Raw genomic sequence first — 17,792 nt, 5'->3', positions numbered from 1 at the left:
GTAGACGCATCCAGAGATTGTTTACGTTTTGACTGAAATATACCAGTTCATCATTCCGCCGGCGATCGCCAACCCCGATAGTCCGAGTAAAACAGGCTGCAACCCAAAGAATGTTTCTGCCACACCAGCAAGCGCGAGGGGCAGAGATAGAGCAATATTAACAGCATTATTCTGCAAACCGAATACTTTACCGCGCATTACAGGGGGGGTTTCCCCTTGAATAGTGGTCTGCATCGGAATACCAATCAGAGCCGCAAAAATACCTAAGCTGCCGACGCTAAACAATGTCAAGGGGAGATTATAGGTTGAAAAGGAGAGAGCAATCAGGGCGATCGCCATCCCGAAAGATCCCCACAAACTGAGCAGTCGATAGGACAAATTTTCACCCCAGTTGCCTAGGAAAAAAGCACCAATCGCCATCCCCACACCACCAGCAGCCAATAAAAAACCAAACTGTTCTGCCTTTAAGCTCGGAATCTGAGCCGCAAGACTCACCGCTAAAACAGCCAGCGCCGCAAACACACTAAACAAAATCACGAGCTGAATCAGGGCATTACGCACCTGCTCATTTTTCTGGAGATACCGAATACCTTCTTTAATATCAGCCCACACATGTGGTTGTTGTAACTGCACATCTTCAAGTTTTTCATCGGTTTTGAGGGCAATAAGCAAGAGCCCAGCGATCCCGTAGGCTCCCCCCACCAATAATTCTTTGCCAAACGACCAATCTAAGCCAATGGCGATTAGCAACTTATCGGTCAGCCCCAAAAGCGGTTCTCCCACTGCAAAACCAACGATCACCAACACCATCATGGTGGTGGTGTAGAGGGAATTTGCCGCCAATAAATTTTTATTTTTAACAATCAGTGGTAAGACAGCCTGTTCCGCTGGCGCAAAAAACTGAGTAAGGGTGGACACCACAAAGGTAATTCCCAATAAAAACCAAAAGCCTAGGGGTAGACCAAAAACTTCATTTTTCACCTCTACCAACCAGAGAAATAGCGGCACACACAGGACAAAGAGTCCCCGCAGTAAATTTGAAATGACCAACACTCGCTTCTTTGACCAGCGATCTACGTAAACACCTGCAATGGAACCGAATAAAATTGCCGGCACGGTAAAGGCGATCATAATCGCCGATACCCAACCGCTAATACTTTGATCAACTGCCTGAAAGTTACTGGCAACCAAAGCGATCATTAAAACGAGATAAATCTTATCGGCAAGTTGTGAAAAAATTTGACCACTCCACAACACCAAAAACCGAGGGTTTTTAAGGACTGGCATGAAACCATCAATTGTCTGTGCCGTTGTTGCCGAGGATTGATTTTTTGTATCTTCTGGGAGGGGTAATTCTGTTTCCGTTGGCATTGGCTCGGCTTACTTCAAAACAAGTCCATATATCAGTATAAAACTTGCGATCCCATGGTGGGGAAACAATCTCAGCATCAATTGCTTTCTGCTATGTTATCTGGCTTTATCGGAAAAAAAGGCTTTAGTGGTGATGACCGCCATAAGCGCCATGCTCTGGAAAAAAAGGTACGACTTCGTGGCTGATTTCAACGTCTAAGTTTTGCAGCATCGTTTCTAAGACGTGGTCGGGCGCAAATCGTAAGTAGTGAAGATTTACCTCTAGGGGCACATGGCGATTACCGAGGTGATAGGCGGCTTTGAGGAGGGCGAGGCGATCGCCTGATGTGACTGTGACCACGGGTTCGGCTTGAGCCAACACTTGAACTGTTAGGTCTTTTTTTTCGGTTTGCAAATAGTCTTGGGCATGAAGATGGGCATTGCGAGACAGTTGTACATGGATCACTTTACCGTCGGCTAACTCGATACGTTGGCGCGGCTTGGCGCGTTGCTCAGCAGTCAAGGCTAAGGTGAAGTCGATATTGACGTTGGCATCGTTTGTTTTTTGGGTCAGAATAATTGCTGTGTCGGCCATAAAGTTTGAGTCCTATTGGTTGGGATAGTTTTGGGAAGTCTCGGCTACATATCGCGGCGATCGCCCACGGTCAAATTATTGTGATTATCAATCGTTTTCCCGTTCAGTAGCGTCTTCCGCGAGTCTAGTTTCCTCTGCCGCCATCAGTTGCCGAACAATTCCTTGAATTTCTTCATGGCGACTGATTCCTTCAAAAGTGTAGCGGTCATAATTTTGACCCACAATTTGAGTTTTAATATTTTCGACTCGCTCCTCAATGCCCGGATGAGTGGATAGCCATGTTGGTGGCACATCCCGCCCTTCGTCATTACCCAATGTCACCGTTAAGTTGTACAAACCATCGGCAGCGTAGGGACTAGCGGCTAAAATTTGTGTGCCTAGGGCATCAGCTTGCCGCTCCATCTCGCGACTATGGTTCATAACAATTAGGCTGCCAGCAATGCGCCCAAAGGGTAAAGTGCTTGTAATATTTGCGGTTAAATTACCTTCTGTGACTAACTGAAATCCATGGGATAAAGCCGCATGGGCGATCTCATGGGACAATAACCCTGCTAATTCAGCCTCGGAACGTGCCGCAAGGATCGCGCCAGCATAAAGGAAAATCTTGCCGCCGGGTAGGGCAAAAGCGTTAAGTTCTTCATTGAGAATCACATAAAATTCGTAGTTAAATCGATCTTGACCCACGAAAGTCGTGAGGCGATCGCCCATTTCTCGGACATAGGTTAGCACCGTCTCATCCTCAAGCATCGGCGCAACCTCCTGAATATTTTCACTAATCCGATTACCAACAGCTTCCTCCCCCTGGAGCAACAGGACAGAACTCTCAAGGGCTGTAATGGGGCCGACAAGACTCCCCGTTAGGACGAAACCGACCGCCCCAGTAATGAAATTTGCAAAGGTATTACCGCGAATCTCTGCCCGTAAATCTGACTGATATTCTTCCCAATACTCATCTGCGAGAGCCGTAAACTCTTCCTGTTGGGGGTGTTCCGGATGTAACAGGGCAAACTGACGCGCCGCCAGGGAAGCCGCTAGCCATTGTTCCGTTTGGTGATAAAACTCAATGGCATAGGTCATCAACTCGGTGGAACGACCATAGCCGCTTAATGCATTACCGAGGGCTGCCGTTGCCCCTTCGACATTGTCTGCTGCTAGCAGTTGTTGAATTTGAACAATGCGTCCGGGAATGAAATGGGGAGATTCGGCCACTAGCAGGTCTAAAGAAATGAGCGTTTTTTGTGTTAGGCCTTGCTCTAAACCTTCTTGGGCATTACGCCAATACACCCGTCCACCGGGGGATAAGGCTGCTACATCACTGGTGGGCTCAAGAATTTCTCCCGTTGTCTGTTCATCAAAAGCGGGTTTCGCTGTGCGGTAATAGTGCCGGGCGGCTGCTTTATCTCCGCTAGTCCATAGGCGATCGCCAATGCGTAGCTGTTCTTTTGCAAGATCAACAGGGGGACGTTCCGGCTGCAAATCAGACTGATGACCCAGCGGTTCATAGGCAAAACTGACATAGGGTGTCATTAGGCCACAGACAAACCACAAACCAAGATGACCGACCGAAATAAATCGCTTTTGCAACAAACCTTGTGACTTAGCCATACCCAACAACAATTTATAAATTGCCCGAATGATGTGCCACCGTAAACCCAAAAGTTACAGCTGTTCTAATTTTGCCGTCAGAACCCGTGCAATGACTTGAAAATTTTGACAAAGTTTTGGCACTTGAACTGTCACAGATGACCAATTCGACTGTCTCGCATTATCTTCCAAAGCTTGGCATTGTTCAGCAAAGATTTTTGCCCGAAAAAGACGACTATTTGATTTGAGTGTATGGGCATTACGTTCAATTGTCTCTAGATCTTGAGACAGCAAACCATTTTGCATCTCCTGAAGTAGTTTTGGAGCATCCTCCAGAAATGACTTGAGGACATCCTTTAGGACTTCGACATCGTCGCTAACGATTTCCATGAGGTCATCTAGGCTAATTTCGGCAGCTAGTCGTGAATCATCAAACATTTCAACTTGTAAATAATTTTTGTTTGGATAAATCTATTGGTGCAGTTCGCTACCGTCTTGATCGGCGATCGCTTCTCAAATCTTGCCAAGTTCGTTAAATATCAGGGCAAAAGTTAAGCTCCCAAGAATCACCATGACATAAACTGCGACCCCGATCCTAGGAGATGACTCAGAAAAATAATTATGCCTTTGCTCCTAGGCCAGAAACAGTCCATGGCTCAGTTTTGATGCCTAAAAAAAACACCACAATTCCATTGATTTTCTTTGGTCATCGGGAATCTCTCTACCTAGTTGATGCAAAAAGTTGCTTTATCGATACAAAAAAACATCGAAAAGGATGATGTGTCGCTTTTAGCAAAGTCAAGAACTGTAATTAAAATTCACGTTTTACGTTACTTACAATGGTAATTCTACGGTATCAGGCAAGTCCTTCGGTAATATAGATTGGGCAATTTTTGGATACAAAGGTAATCGGTTCAAAATGAATGTATTAGTGGTAGGTAGTGGTGGAAGAGAACATGCGATCGCCTGGAAACTTCTCCAGTCACCCAACGTAAAGACGGTTATTTGTGCGCCGGGGAATGGCGGCACTGCCACGCTGAAGCATTGCCAAAATGTGGCGATCGCCGTCGATGATTTTACCGGAATCGCGCAAGCCTGTACTGATCACAAAGCTGATTTTGTTGTTGTGGGGCCAGAGGTTCCCCTCGCCATGGGCTTGGCTGATTTTCTCGCGGAGCGCTCGATTCCGGTTTTTGGCCCGAAAAAAGCAGGGGCGATGATTGAAGCGAGTAAGGCCTGGGCGAAGGCGCTGATGGATGAAGCAGGTGTTCCCACCGCAGCATCGGGCACATTCACCGATCCCCAAGCAGCCAAAGATTATATCCAGAAACAAGGTGCTCCCATTGTCGTCAAGGCCGATAGTCTTGCCGCCGGTAAAGGGGTGATCGTAGCCGACAGTCTAGGGGAGGCGATCGCCGCCGTCGATAAACTTTGGGAACAAGGCTATGACACCCTTGTGGTGGAAGAATTTCTCCTTGGCCAAGAAGTTTCAGTACTAGCACTCTGCGATGGCAAAACCATCCGACCTCTCCTACCCTCCCAAGACCACAAACAAATTGGCGAAGGAGATACCGGCGAAAATACTGGCGGCATGGGCGTTTACGCCCCGACTCCCCTCGCACCACCTGAGGTGATGGCACAAGTGCAAACCGAAGTACTTGAGGCCACCTTAAAAACCCTCCAAGCCCGGAGCATTGACTATCGCGGCATTCTTTACGCGGGCTTAATGATTAGCCCTGAAGGGGTTGTCAAGGTACTCGAATTTAACTGTCGCTTTGGAGATCCAGAAACCCAAGCTGTCCTCCCCCTCCTTGAAACCCCCCTCGATGAAGTTCTCTTAGCTTGTATCAACCAAACCCTCAATGACCTGCCCCCGCTCCAGTGGTATGACGGTAGTGCCGTCTGTGTCGTTGCGGCCTCGGCTGGTTATCCTGGCCCCTACGACAAAGGCAAAGCCATCACAGGTTTAAAAGAAGCAGAAAGTCTTAAGGCGACAATCTTCCATGCTGGGACAAAATTAGAAGGAGAAACCCTTGTAACGAATGGTGGACGCGTCCTTGGTGTCACCTGCCTTGGTAAAACATTCGATGAGGCGATCGCCAACGTTTACGATGCCATGCCATCCATCAAATTTGACGGTATATACTATCGGCGGGATATCGGACATCGCCTCAAAAAGGCATAGTTTGCAACAAAACGTTACATTGTATTTAATATAAATAACAACATTTTCTAAAAAGTACCTTGCTAACCCTCATCACCAAACTCCGCGATATCATTTCCCGCTGGTGGTCAGAATTTACCCTTCAGACCAAACTTATGGCGGCAGCAACCCTTGCCGTATCGCTGCTGATGAGCGGGTTTACCTTTTGGGCAGTCAACTCCATCCAGCAGGATGCCAAGCTTAATGACACTCGTTTTGGGAGTGATTTAGGGCTGCTCCTTGAAGCCAATGTTTCACCCCTAGTCGCATCAGGGAACGTTAACGAACTAGCAGGCTTTACAAGGCGGTTTTATAACAACACAGAAAGTGTCCGCTACTTAATTTATGCCAATGTCGATGGCGATATTTTCTATGGCATTCCCTATTCCGAGGCAGAAATTCAAAATAGCCTGACCATTTCCCGCCGTATCACACCGCCAGAAGGTTACGATCCGGCAAGCCATCGACCAATCTCCAAACAGCATACGACTCCCAATGGGGAAGTTACAGATGTTTTTGTACCGCTGCACCAAAATGACGAGTACTTAGGTATTTTGGTGGTCGGCATTAATCCAAACGCCACGGTTGTGGCCTCTTCAAACCTCACCCGCGATGTCACCCTTGCTGTCTTTGTCTTTATTTGGGTGATGGTCATCCTCGGAGGCGTATTTAATGCTTTAACCATTACCCGTCCGATTAAAGAGCTATTGGACGGCGTTAAAAATATTGCCACGGGAAATTTTCAGCAGCGCATTGATCTTCCCTTCGGCGGTGAATTAGGTGAATTAATCACGAATTTTAACGAGATGGCAGAACGTCTCGAAAGTTATCAAGAACAGAATATTGACGAACTAACGTCAGAAAAAGCCAAGCTCGAAACCCTCGTCACAACGATCGCCGACGGTGCAGTGCTCCTTGATACGAGTCTTAAGGTTATTTTGGTTAACCCCACTGCTAAAAGAATTTTCGAATGGGATGATCAGGCGATCGCCGAAGGGATTGTCCTGCACCACTTGCCAGCATCCGTTACCACTCAAATCACCAAGCCCCTCTATCAACTAGCCGCCGGGGAAGATCCCCATTCCGATTTCGCCATCGAGCACCATGCCATTCCCCAAGACGGTTCCGAAAATATTCGAGGCAACGAATTTAAAGTAACCCTCGACGATTTAGGGTCAGGCATTGATCCGAAAACGGTACGGATTTTATTGACCGAAGTGATTGACCAAACAAAAGGCAACGTGCGAGGCATTGCCATGACAGTCCAAGACATCACCAAAGAAGCAGAACTCAACAAAGCCAAAAGTCAGTTCATTAGCAACGTCTCCCACGAACTACGCACCCCTTTATTTAATATCAAATCTTTCATTGAGACCCTCCACGAATACGGCGAAGACCTATCTGAAACTGAAAAGCAAGAATTTCTAGAAACAGCCAATCACGAAACGGATCGCCTCACACGTTTAGTCAATGATGTCCTTGATTTATCTCGCCTCGAATCTTCCCGTATTTACAATTTAGAAGCCGTTGATATTGTGCAACCGATTGAGCAAACCTTGCGTACTTATCAACTCAACGCCCGGGATCAAGAAATCGAATTAAGCTATGACGTTGATCCTGATTTACCCCAAGTTTTAGGACATTACGATTTACTGTTGCAAGTTCTCACCAATTTAGTCGGTAACTCCCTTAAATTCACCAAGGCAGGGGGCAAAGTGATTATCCATGCCTATACCCTTGAACCATCTAGTGAAACTATTAGAATTGAAATTTCTGATACAGGCATTGGCATTGATCCAGAAGACCAAGAGGCTATTTTTGAGCGTTTCTTTAGGGTTGAAAATCGCGTTCATACCCTTGAGGGAACTGGTTTAGGTCTATCGATTGTAAAAAATATTATTGATAAACATAACAGCCGTATTCACCTCATTAGCGAAGTTGGTATTGGTACGACTTTTTGGTTTGAGTTATCGGCGGTAAAAACAGAATTTTCAGAGCCAGAAGCGGGAGTCACCTTACCGTCAGACAAAATTGATTTAACGGTTTCTTGAGTAGGATTTTATTTTTTTCTATTTTTAGTAATAGTTTATTTTTAGACTAAACATCGTTGTTTGACGAGCTGAATAATATTAAATATTTCCTGTTTGTAGGTGATTTGTGTTTGATCCATTTTACGCAAATATTCTAGCCAGAGGCGATCACCTAAATTAATACACTTCAAGAATTCAACAATCACTAGATAACCTTGGGCATAGCGATCATCTTGAAAACAATCATTAATATATTGAAAAAGTTGGCGGGCGATCGCCTCCTGTGCCCGGAGAATTTCTTGATAAGAATAACAAGCATGTTTTATGACGATAACTTGCAGAAAAGAAGGCGATAATTGCCCCTTATTGTTAAACAGCTGACCAATCTCTTCACTCAGGTCAATATTACAAATACAACGTGGCACATAGTACCAACGAAAATAGCCATGGGATAGTCGTCGAAATAGCTCCCACAAAGCAGATTGCGCTAACTCAGGTTTAATGCCGCCACTTTTTTGCCACAAATATTTTCGAAAGATTGTTGAGCCAAAATTTAAAGGATTTTGATAGAGGAAATGATATTTAAACGTATTCGCAACAACTCCTTCCGGCTCTAAAATTGGCGATTTTTCTAATACTTGTTGATTCTCTTTTAAGCGATTAAAACGCCCAGAAATCAAGGCCACATCGGGACAGTCTTTCAGCACTGCTGTAAATTCGAAAAAAGCCGATTTTGTTAGCTGATTATCGGTGGGAGATAAATAAATCCATTCACCATTAGCGACACAAACAGCTTGATTCAAGGCTCGATTAAAGGCTATGGGATAATCCAGATCCGGTGCTCTTTGGTAAGCAAAAGAATAAGGCGATCGCACAATCACTTCTCGATAATCTTCCAAAAGCTGTTGCCACAATCTTTTATAGTCCACCCTATTAGCAAGGGGCGGTAAGACGAGTAACACTTCGGTTCTACATCGATGACCTTGTCTCAACAAACTTTGCAACCAAGTTTCTGACTTTTTTAGGCAGGGTTGAAATAAAGCAACAATCGTAAACTCAACTTGCTTATCTGCCGCCAAACAATGGGGAGTCAACATTTATAAACTTGGAAATATAAACTTGGGAAAAGAGGTAGTTTTATTTACCCAAAAATCACTGGCGCTTCAGGAAAAGCTGTGTGAAATAGTAAACACCCTCTTCGTTTTTAACCACGCCGATACCGGTCAAATCGTAATCGCCAATAATATTTTCGTGGTGACCGGGACTGTCAATCCAGCCTTCTACGGCAGTCGTTGCGAGGTCATCGTAGCCTTGGAGCAGTGCTAGATTTTCACCCACGGTGGCGTATTTTAAAGCTTTTTTTTCAAGATTTTCTGCCCGCTCATCAAATCCATCATGGGAAAATTCTGCGGCTCCAGAGGCCATTTTTGCACTAAATTTTCGCGACTCCTCGGTAATACGATAGTCCAGTGTTAGGGGCTCTAAGCCACGGCTTTGGCGGTAGGTATTAATTTGTGCGTGAATTTCTGTTTCAATTTGCTCTGTCGAAGGTTTTGGAGCCCGGGCAACGGGAGATGGGGGCTGGGGAGCGGAAACGACTGGCGGTGGTGTGGGCTGTTGGGGCGTTTGGGATGGCTCACTTTGATTTAGTGCAATGCGGCTTCCAAAAAAGATGATTAATGGAATAAAAAGCCGTAATAGCCGAGATGGTCTCATAGTCTAAATGCTCGTCAACCTGAAGGACAAACCTAAAAAGAATTACTAGAATTGCTTTTTCTATTGTAGAAATTTGGTTTTAAAAATAGGTGATTAATGGGTAATCGTCACTAACTCTTCAAGAAACTGGCGATCGCCGGACAATTTCCAGCTCCGGGTTTTCGTGATTTGATCGCCAACCACAGCCATGATGAGATAGGAATATTGAGACCAAGCAATACGGCGGTCATATTCTGAGGGAACGGCGGGATGATTGGGGTGGGAATGGTAAATGCCCACGATATCTGATGCTTTAGAACGAGCATACTTTTGGGCTCGCAGTAGTTCTATGGGGGCGATCGCAAAATGATTTAGACGAGAAGCTTCACTGACGACATTTTCTGGGTCAGGGTTATTTTCTATGGGAGGGGATGCCAGAAAATCAGGAGTCCAACTATTTGGGGTTAACCAAATCTCAGTCACCTGTGCTGAGTCGCCTAAACTCTTGCCTAATAATAAGCCACAACATTCTTCGGGATAACACTTTAAAGCGTGCTGGTGAAGTTGCTCTAGGTGTAGGGCAGTCAAGTGAAGCATTACAAGCTCTAGCTTATGGGCGGAAAATAGAGTCGGATCTAGCCATGGATACAGCCATATACATCATGTTTTGCCGTTCACTCTGGGGAAAACTGAGGGTATGGATCATGTTGTCTTGGGACCACATCATTGTGGCAAAGGAGTCAGCAGCTTGGGGGCGATCGCTATCGACAACATAACCGAAAAGACCATCTTTGAGGGTCAGCCGTGCACCTTGGTTTTGATGGCGGTTTAGTTCTGCCTGTGCTGCTTGGTTGTTAGCGTTTTCTGTGACAAAGCTACCGAGCAAACAGGGTTGATTACTTTCTGTGCAGGAATGCAAACTTAAGGTGAGGCGGCTCGGATTTTGGCTGACAAAGACTCGCACAGTAAAATTTTCGATGCTTTGTTCTTCGGCTGCGCTTAACAAGATCTGCTCAGGTAAGCGTAACGACAAGCCAATGGGAATCTGTTCGCGAATTGTCTGTTTGTAGGGGTCAAAGATTGAGTCTGCCCGTACAGGATTAATGGGCAACGCTGTGGCGATCGCCAGCAAAGATAAAGCAGAACACCGTCGCAACAATCGAGACCAGTACATCATGGACAACAAAGAAAAGAGAGGTTGGCACAATAATAACGAAAATCCCCCTCCAACGTTAAATTTTCAGAGAGAGATTTATCAATATTTTCCGCAGGCAAAAGAATTAAAATCCCATGGATTTTGCAACGGCTTCTAGCTCAGCAGGAATACCTGTTTTGCCTTTACTAAGGCTATGGGCGATCGCCGAATCAGGATCCTTTAAACCATTACCCGTCAAAACACAAACAACCTTTGCCCCAGCAGGCACTTGATCCTTTACCTTCAGCAAACCAGCCACAGAAGCCGCACTCGCAGGCTCACAAAAAATCCCTTCGTTAGACCCCAGCTTGCGGTAAGCTTCGACAATATCTTCGTCCGTTACAGCGTTAAATTCTCCTTGACTGGCAGCCCGAACCCCTTGAGCTTTATCCCAATTCACCGGGTTACCAATACGAATCGCTGTCGCTAAGGTTTCTGGATTCTTCACAGGCGAACCTTGGATAAAGGGTGCAGCGCCAGATGCTTGGAAACCCATCATCTTCGGTAGTTTTGTTGTTTTATTCAGCTCATGATATTCACAAAAACCCATCCAGTAGGCAGTGATATTCCCCGCGTTACCAACCGGAATACAGAGCCAATCAGGAGCATCACCGAGATTATCGACAACTTCAAAAGCTGCTGTTTTTTGTCCCTGTAAACGGAAGGGATTAACCGAATTTACGAGGGTCACAGGGTAATTTTCAGACATTTGACGCACAATGGTCAGGGCATCATCGAAATTCCCTTCAATGGCAATCACCTCAGCGCCATAGAGAAGAGCTTGGGCTAATTTGCCTAGGGCAACATAACCATCGGGAATTAAGACAAAAGCCCGCAATCCGGCACGACGAGCATAGGCAGCAGCAGCAGCGGAAGTATTACCCGTACTGGCGCAAATCACCGCTTCCGCCCCAGCTTCCTTCGCTTTCGTAATGGCCATGGTCATGCCACGGTCTTTAAAGCTACCGGTCGGATTTAGACCATCATATTTTGCATAAACTTGAACATCGCGCCCAATCTCCGCCGCAATACTTGGAATGGGAATGAGGGGGGTATTGCCTTCGAGTAGCGTCACAACTGGTGTGCTCTCGGTAACGGGCAGATATTGACGATAGGCTTCAATCAAACCGGGCCATTGAGCGGCGGGCTGTGTCGGAAATACTTGGTTGCTCAAATTTAATGCTGGAGTACTAAGAACCACAATTTTATTCTTAAAGTGTATTCAATCAGACGAAATCTCCCTAAAGGTTAACAGCAAGGGGTTCTTTGCCGCCAGCGAAATGGCGATCGCCTGATATTTATTTATTTTTGGTTAATGACAAAGTCCGTAGAAAATGGTGGGTTTAAATTAATAATGTGGCACTAACGGTCACATCAAATTCTTCTTCAAAAATTGCTTTTTTGTACTGTAAACTCCACAATTCCAGCTCACAGGAGTCATCACTATGGGTGGGGATTAACTTTAACGTTACATGTTTTTGGTCAGGCTCATAAACGGAATCTACATGGGCGATCGCCCCAATTTGCCGACGATCTAATGCCACCGCGAGACGCATAATCGCACTCAGCTCACTCACCATTTGCCGTTGACGTTTGTGAATAAGATTTTGATAATTTGTATGTTTCTTTTTAGGCTTACTTTTACGGTGATAGCGGGCAAGATTGGCGACAATTTCCACTTGGGTCTCGTTAAAGCCCAGCAATTCAGCATGTCGAATTAGATAGTAAGAATGTTTGTGGTGGGCGGAGTGACTGATGTACAGACCACAATTATGCAAGATAGCCGCAGCCCACAGCATTTCCCGGGCTTCAGTATCCCAATTGTGTAAAACGCCTTGCAGTTGATCAAAAATCTGTAACGAAAATTTTGCGGTTCGCTGGCAACAATCCATATTGACACGGTACTTTTTGGCGATCGCCATGATGCTCCGTTCCCGAATCGAACTTTGGTAGGACAACCGACTTTCAATAAAGCCATGGGACAACATCCAGTCAACGATAACCCCTTCCCGTAGCGCCCGCTCACAAAGCATAATCTCTGAAACACCGAGCAAATCCATCGCCTCCCGTAGGATAATCGCACCAGCTAAAATAATTTCCGCACGCTTTTCGGACATGCCCGGCAAATCTGACCGCTCCTCATAATCCAGTTTCCGCATTTGTTTAATGAGGCGATCCAAATTTTTCAAGGTAAAGGAATAGCCATGCAATGGATTTGGCGTTGACCCAAGTTCTGCCATTGCGAGCATTTCCGCTAGGGTCTCAATTGTGCCCGAAGTACCAATCATTTTGACGGCTTCACCCGGCTTAATATATTCCCGTAATTCTTCAATGGGGCGCTCTAATCTGCCACGAATATAGGCCTGTAAAGTAATAAATTCTCGGTCTGTAATGGGATCCGAAGAGACAAAATCTTGGGTTAAACGGACAGCCCCCACTTTCGTACTACTCAGAAAACGTGCTTCGTGGGTTTCCACCAAACTAATTTCCGTAGAGCCACCACCGATGTCAATAAGCAGATGGGGCTGCTGGTTAAAATCAACAGCGGAGAGGACACCAAGGTAAATCCGTCGAGCTTCTTCTTGACCAGAAATTAAATCAACATCTAAATTCAATTCTGTTTTGATGCGCTGGAGAAAGTCTCGACCATTGGGTGCTTCACGCATGGCACTGGTAGCCACAGCAACTAATGAATCCACCTGAAAACTATTGGCCAGGGCTTGGCAACGGCGTAGGGCTTTTAAAGAACGCTCCATTGCTTCATCGGTTAATCTGCCTGTATGGCGATCGCGGTGACCGAGCCGTACAATGTCTTTTTCCCGGGCAATAATCTCAAAAGCAGGCAAGCTCGGCTGAATTTTGACGATAACCATATGAATCGAGTTTGTCCCAATATCAATTGCCGCCAAGGTACAGTCCTCACCCTGCGCAAATTTCTTAAACTGCTGCGAATTTGCCCGGAGTTGATAAGTGGAAGTCGCCATAGGTTGTCATACAGTAGGTTGCTAATCTCTATTATTAGGGATTAACCTATGTTTTCGACCCTTTTCACCTATCTCTCCTGCTAAGTTTTATGGCGACAGAACCGACATGGCAAAAAATTATTCGTCTGCTGCGGTGGGATAAGCCTGCTGGTCGTCTTATTCTAATCATTCCGGCACTCTGGGCTGTTTTTTTAGCCGCCGATGCGCAACCCGATCCCCTACTTGTTGTCGTGATTATTCTCGGTGCCATCACCACCAGTGCTGCGGGCTGCGTGATTAATGACTTGTGGGATCGTGATATTGACCCCAAAGTGGAACGGACGAAAGTTCGCCCCCTTGCTGCTAAGGCTTTAACGGTCAAAGTGGGGATTGCCACGGCTTTTGTTTCGATGCTGACGGCGGCGGGTTTGGCTTTTTATTTTAATCCTTGGACAAATCCTTTAAGTTTTTGGCTTTGTGTTGGTGCTGTTCCGGTGATTGTTTGTTATCCCCTCGCTAAGCGTTTTTTTCCTGTGCCGCAATTGGTTTTGGCGATCGCCTGGGGTTTTGCAGTACTGATTAGTTGGAGCGCGGTTACCAAAGATTTAAGTACGCCAACGTGGTTACTATGGGGCGCGACAGTACTTTGGACATTAGGCTTCGACACCATTTACGCCCTCTCAGATCGAGAAGATGATCTCAAAATTGGCATCAACTCCAGCGCCATTTTCTTTGGCAAATTTGCCCCTGAGGCAGTGGGTTTATTTTTTGCTGGTACAGCAATATGTCTCGCCATTCTTGGTCGCAACTTAGATTTAAATCTGACTATTTATGGAATTGCGTGGGCGATCGCCGTCGGCCTCTGGTTTTACCAATACTGGCAACTACGACGCAACCATATACCCCGCTTTAAATACGGCCAAATGTTCGAACAAAATGTCACCATTGGCTTCATCTTATTAGCCGGTATGATTCTCGGTTCCCTACTTACAACACCCTGACACGCGATACCATCACAACCTTGCCAAACAACCTAGTTTGATAACCATAAAACTCAACTTTTAACGATCGCTCCTCTTTCGTCACCCCACGAAATGTCACCAGTAATTGAGACTGCACCCCTTCCAAACACTGCGCCACCTTTTTCGCAAAAATATCTTGGTGAGTATCCGCCACTAAACTAAAAAATGAATCCAGTTGAACCAATTCGTCCGGCTCATAATTAAACAACTCAGCCAAACGCGGATCAGCCGAAATTAACTTACCCCCCTCCGACAAAATAAACTGACTAATTCCTTTAAACTCTTCCTGACTACCCATATCAAGCTTTGTTGCCTTGGAATCAAGCACTGCCTTCGGCGCTGACGAAATCTGCACACGCAGCAGATCTAAAACCATCCCCAACTTCACGGCGCAAAGCTCTACCAACTGAACCTTCTCCAGATCAAAAAAACCAATCTCCGAATGCATTAATGTGGCGATCGCCAACAAATGAGTCCCCCGAATAATCGGCACACAAAGAATCGATTTCGCCACATAAGGTTGATAAGGCAACTCAAGCCAACGCTCATCCGTTTCCGTATTCTCAATAACCCCAGTTTTTCTCTGACGATAAACCCAACCAGCCAACCCACCTTCTAAAACCTGACCAACAACCGTTTCCTTCTGCTCCCGAATAGCAATACCCCGCGCCAAAATACTTTCCGTCACATAACCCTGATCATCCAGCCAAAATAGACTACTCTCCTCAGCAAACGTCAACTTCGCAAGCCCCTCTAAAGTCTGACGCAACATCGAGCGCAACAATAACTTCCCCGAAGACCTCGTTACCATCGACAGAAAAGTAAGCATTAGACCATCCTGTAATTCACAAGACCGCTGCAACCTTTCAAAATAAGCAGAATCGCCAGAAATATTAGACTCTAAATTCATTAGCCAGAGTAGCCCCAAGAACTACAGATCGATTATACGTTTCCCTAAAAAATCAGATGCAGCAACCTCATCCACAGGAGGCGAGAACAAATAACCCTGAATAGACTCACAACCCAGCGATTGCAACTTCACCAACTGCTCCTTAGTCTCTACCCCCTCAGCAATCACACTCAAACCAATCGCATGAGACAAAGTAATAATTGACTGAACAATGGCCAAATTTTTATTATCCTCATCCCTCTGAATTTTTTGAATAAAAGACCGATCAATCTTCAGCGTATCAATAGGTAACCGTTGCAAATAACTTAAAGAAGAATAACCAGTACCAAAATCATCCAAACTAATCCCAAACCCACAATTTCGTAGATGCTTTAAAACACTAATCGCATCATAATCCTCTTCTAAAAGAACACTTTCAGTAATTTCCAATTTAATCATCCGAGGATCAACATTAATTCGTGACAACAAACGATTAATAATAGGAATTAGATCTGGTGCCATCAACTGTTTACCAGATAAATTAATACTAAGCTTAAAACCAGTCAAATCCTTTCCTTGCCATTGCCATTTTGCTAACTGCTTAAACGCCAACTCAAAAATCATTTCACCTAAACTCAAAATCAAACCAGTCTCCTCCGCAACCGGAATCAAAAGATGTGGACCAATTAAACCTTTCGTGGGGTGATTCCATCGCAATAAAGCTTCAAAACCTTCAATCTTAGAAGCACTCAAATTAACAATCGGTTGATAAAACAGACAAAATTGTTTTTCAAAAATTCCAGAGCGCAGTTCCGTCTCCAACTTAAGACGATTTGAAGCAGCCAATCTCAAAGACTTATCAAAAACTTCATAACAAGCTCGTCCTTTCTCCTTCGCCTTATACATAGTGGCATCAGCATCCCGCAGAATATCTTCCGGCTTATCATTCTGATAATCACATAAAGTAATTCCAATACTGGCACTGACAAATATACGATTACCATCAATATCAAAATAATCGCGGAGTCTATGTTGTATCTTATTAGCAACCTGAATCGCGACACTAAAATCAGAAATATTATCCAATAAAACCGTAAATTCATCCCCCCCAAAACGAGCAATTGTATTTTTTCCACCTATCTCTTCTTGTAACCTTTGGGCAATCTCAATTAACAACTTATCACCCAGTAAATGACCCAAACTATCATTAATTATTTTAAATCTATCAACATCAAGAAAAAGCACAGCATACTGATAATCCCGTGATTTCTTACTGCAGGCGATCGCCGCTTTCAAGCGATCAGTAAAAAGAGTACGATTAGGTAACTGCGTTAGCGGATCATGAAGAGCATCATGAATTAGCTGTCTCTCCATACTTTTTCGATCAGTAATGTCAAGAAGTTGATACTGACAATTAACCGGATCATCAAATTCATCAAAAACAATAACCGCTTTTAAAATGACATCAATTTGTCGATTATTTTTAGTTTCACATTGAAGTTCAATTTGAAATTCCGATTCATTATTTTCAAACAGCTTTTCCACAAAAAGCAACTCACTTTCTGAAGTGTCATTAGCATGAAATACATCAAAAATTCTACTAGATAATATTTCAGATGACTTATATTCCAAAATCTCACAAAAAGCCGGATTAACTTGTTCAAATTCTCCCTTAAGATTAGTGACAGCGATACCAATCGGAGCTTGCTCAAAAATCAACTTAAAGTGCTCCTCACTTTTATGCAAACTTTTTTCTGTTTTTTTTCTTTGCGTAATATCCTCTGCAATCCCAACAAAACGATATACCTTATCGTTATTATCTCTAACAGGAAAAGCCTGCACTCGAACCCAACAAATTGATTGATCAGGGCGAATAATCCTGTACTCTTCTTGAAACTCTTCACCAGTTCTAAACTGCGTCTCTAAAGTTCCCATCGCACGGGAACAATCATCAGGATGTATAGCTAGCAACCACGATTGAGGTTCCAAATATAAACTTTCACAGCTCCTTCCCCAAACTTTTTCATACGCCGGACTAACATAAAAGATTTTATCCGTATCAGAATCTATCAAAAAAAATACTTCTTTGATGCTATCTGTAATCTGTCTAAAATTTTCTTGCTCCCTCTGCAAATGCTCAATTCGACACTCCAATTCAGCAACCCTTAAATCCTTAGACAGAGAATCAGACATAATAATTTTACGGTCACAAAAAAGACTGATATAAATATAGCGAAGGAGAGGAGAAAAACAAATAAACTCCCTA

The 17,792-nt window shown here is 44.6% G+C and carries 15 protein-coding genes; 3 read left to right on the top strand and 12 right to left on the bottom strand.

What is annotated here, in order from left to right; all coding sequences use genetic code 11:
- Positions 1–21 precede the first annotated feature (21 nt).
- The 4 genes from NIES208_RS06590 to NIES208_RS06575 all read right to left on the bottom strand — a co-directional run bounded on the left by NIES208_RS06590 (position 22) and on the right by NIES208_RS06575 (position 3,967).
- Entirely contained in the window at positions 22–1,287 is a 1,266-nt protein-coding gene (locus NIES208_RS06590; RefSeq protein ID WP_315861624.1) for an MFS transporter, read from the bottom strand.
- Between the two features lie 208 nt (positions 1,288–1,495).
- Complete coding sequence (gene ureE, locus NIES208_RS06585) at positions 1,496–1,945, bottom strand: urease accessory protein UreE (RefSeq protein ID WP_075890977.1); 450 nt, start codon at positions 1,943–1,945, stop codon at positions 1,496–1,498.
- An 87-nt stretch (positions 1,946–2,032) separates the two neighbouring features.
- Positions 2,033–3,550: a M48 family metallopeptidase gene (locus NIES208_RS06580; RefSeq protein ID WP_075891102.1), complete on the bottom strand. Its 1,518-nt coding sequence runs from the start codon at positions 3,548–3,550 to the stop codon at positions 2,033–2,035.
- A 54-nt stretch (positions 3,551–3,604) separates the two neighbouring features.
- Entirely contained in the window at positions 3,605–3,967 is a 363-nt protein-coding gene (locus tag NIES208_RS06575; RefSeq protein WP_075890975.1) for an Hpt domain-containing protein, read from the bottom strand.
- Between the two features lie 481 nt (positions 3,968–4,448).
- Here NIES208_RS06575 and purD point away from each other — a divergent pair, with 481 nt between their 5' ends.
- Together purD and nblS are read left to right on the top strand one after the other, a co-directional pair.
- Entirely contained in the window at positions 4,449–5,714 is a 1,266-nt protein-coding gene (purD, locus tag NIES208_RS06570) for a phosphoribosylamine--glycine ligase (RefSeq protein WP_075890973.1), read from the top strand.
- A gap of 59 nt (positions 5,715–5,773) precedes the next feature.
- Entirely contained in the window at positions 5,774–7,783 is a 2,010-nt protein-coding gene (gene nblS / locus NIES208_RS06565; RefSeq protein WP_075890971.1) for a two-component system sensor histidine kinase NblS, read from the top strand.
- Positions 7,784–7,824: 41 nt separating this feature from the next.
- On the opposite strand, the gene NIES208_RS06560 is transcribed toward nblS, so the two are convergent.
- The 6 genes from NIES208_RS06560 to NIES208_RS06535 all read right to left on the bottom strand — a co-directional run bounded on the left by NIES208_RS06560 (position 7,825) and on the right by NIES208_RS06535 (position 13,636).
- Positions 7,825–8,859 carry a glycosyltransferase family protein gene (locus tag NIES208_RS06560; protein ID WP_075890969.1) on the bottom strand — a complete coding sequence of 345 codons (1,035 nt, stop codon included), beginning with the start codon at positions 8,857–8,859 and terminating at the stop codon, positions 7,825–7,827.
- 55 nt (positions 8,860–8,914) lie between these two features.
- Positions 8,915–9,478: a CAP domain-containing protein gene (locus tag NIES208_RS06555; RefSeq protein ID WP_075890967.1), complete on the bottom strand. Its 564-nt coding sequence runs from the start codon at positions 9,476–9,478 to the stop codon at positions 8,915–8,917.
- Between the two features lie 93 nt (positions 9,479–9,571).
- The gene (locus NIES208_RS06550) at positions 9,572–10,054 is read right to left on the bottom strand and encodes a M67 family metallopeptidase (RefSeq protein ID WP_075890965.1); all 483 of its coding nucleotides are present in this window, start codon (positions 10,052–10,054) and stop codon (positions 9,572–9,574) included.
- Between the two features lie 13 nt (positions 10,055–10,067).
- Positions 10,068–10,634: a hypothetical protein gene (locus NIES208_RS06545; RefSeq protein ID WP_139325003.1), complete on the bottom strand. Its 567-nt coding sequence runs from the start codon at positions 10,632–10,634 to the stop codon at positions 10,068–10,070.
- A gap of 103 nt (positions 10,635–10,737) precedes the next feature.
- The gene (thrC, locus tag NIES208_RS06540) at positions 10,738–11,826 is read right to left on the bottom strand and encodes a threonine synthase (protein ID WP_171971733.1); all 1,089 of its coding nucleotides are present in this window, start codon (positions 11,824–11,826) and stop codon (positions 10,738–10,740) included.
- Between the two features lie 169 nt (positions 11,827–11,995).
- A complete protein-coding gene (locus NIES208_RS06535) occupies positions 11,996–13,636 on the bottom strand; it encodes a Ppx/GppA phosphatase family protein (protein WP_075890959.1) in 1,641 nt (546 codons plus the stop codon).
- A gap of 89 nt (positions 13,637–13,725) precedes the next feature.
- Between NIES208_RS06535 and NIES208_RS06530 the strand changes: the two genes are divergently transcribed.
- Entirely contained in the window at positions 13,726–14,616 is an 891-nt protein-coding gene (locus NIES208_RS06530) for a 4-hydroxybenzoate solanesyltransferase (protein WP_075890957.1), read from the top strand.
- On the opposite strand, the gene NIES208_RS06525 is transcribed toward NIES208_RS06530, so the two are convergent.
- Positions 14,603–15,547 carry a GAF domain-containing protein gene (locus tag NIES208_RS06525; RefSeq protein ID WP_084176556.1) on the bottom strand — a complete coding sequence of 315 codons (945 nt, stop codon included), beginning with the start codon at positions 15,545–15,547 and terminating at the stop codon, positions 14,603–14,605. The two genes, NIES208_RS06530 and NIES208_RS06525, sit on opposite strands and share 14 nt — an antisense overlap.
- Before the next feature lie 21 nt (positions 15,548–15,568).
- The coding region (locus NIES208_RS06520) for a bifunctional diguanylate cyclase/phosphodiesterase (RefSeq protein ID WP_216349368.1) at positions 15,569–17,792 on the bottom strand (2,224 nt) is incomplete at its 5' end.

The organism is [Limnothrix rosea] IAM M-220 (assembly GCF_001904615.1).
Lineage (GTDB): Bacteria > Cyanobacteriota > Cyanobacteriia > Cyanobacteriales > MRBY01 > MRBY01.
This window is presented reverse-complemented; position numbering and strand designations above follow the sequence as displayed.

What these genes read in the sequence shown, in the direction of transcription:
- NIES208_RS06590 (WP_315861624.1), bottom strand. Translation starts at nt 1,287, where the DNA reads ATGCCAGTCCTTAAAAACCCTCGGTTTTTGGTGTTGTGGAGTGGTCAA.
- ureE (WP_075890977.1), bottom strand. Translation starts at nt 1,945, where the DNA reads ATGGCCGACACAGCAATTATTCTGACCCAAAAAACAAACGATGCCAAC.
- NIES208_RS06580 (WP_075891102.1), bottom strand. Translation starts at nt 3,550, where the DNA reads ATGGCTAAGTCACAAGGTTTGTTGCAAAAGCGATTTATTTCGGTCGGT.
- NIES208_RS06575 (WP_075890975.1), bottom strand. Translation starts at nt 3,967, where the DNA reads ATGTTTGATGATTCACGACTAGCTGCCGAAATTAGCCTAGATGACCTC.
- purD (WP_075890973.1), top strand. Translation starts at nt 4,449, where the DNA reads ATGAATGTATTAGTGGTAGGTAGTGGTGGAAGAGAACATGCGATCGCC.
- NIES208_RS06560 (WP_075890969.1), bottom strand. Translation starts at nt 8,859, where the DNA reads ATGTTGACTCCCCATTGTTTGGCGGCAGATAAGCAAGTTGAGTTTACG.
- NIES208_RS06555 (WP_075890967.1), bottom strand. Translation starts at nt 9,478, where the DNA reads ATGAGACCATCTCGGCTATTACGGCTTTTTATTCCATTAATCATCTTT.
- NIES208_RS06550 (WP_075890965.1), bottom strand. Translation starts at nt 10,054, where the DNA reads ATGCTTCACTTGACTGCCCTACACCTAGAGCAACTTCACCAGCACGCT.
- NIES208_RS06545 (WP_139325003.1), bottom strand. Translation starts at nt 10,634, where the DNA reads ATGATGTACTGGTCTCGATTGTTGCGACGGTGTTCTGCTTTATCTTTG.
- NIES208_RS06535 (WP_075890959.1), bottom strand. Translation starts at nt 13,636, where the DNA reads ATGGCGACTTCCACTTATCAACTCCGGGCAAATTCGCAGCAGTTTAAG.
- NIES208_RS06530 (WP_075890957.1), top strand. Translation starts at nt 13,726, where the DNA reads ATGGCGACAGAACCGACATGGCAAAAAATTATTCGTCTGCTGCGGTGG.
- NIES208_RS06525 (WP_084176556.1), bottom strand. Translation starts at nt 15,547, where the DNA reads ATGAATTTAGAGTCTAATATTTCTGGCGATTCTGCTTATTTTGAAAGG.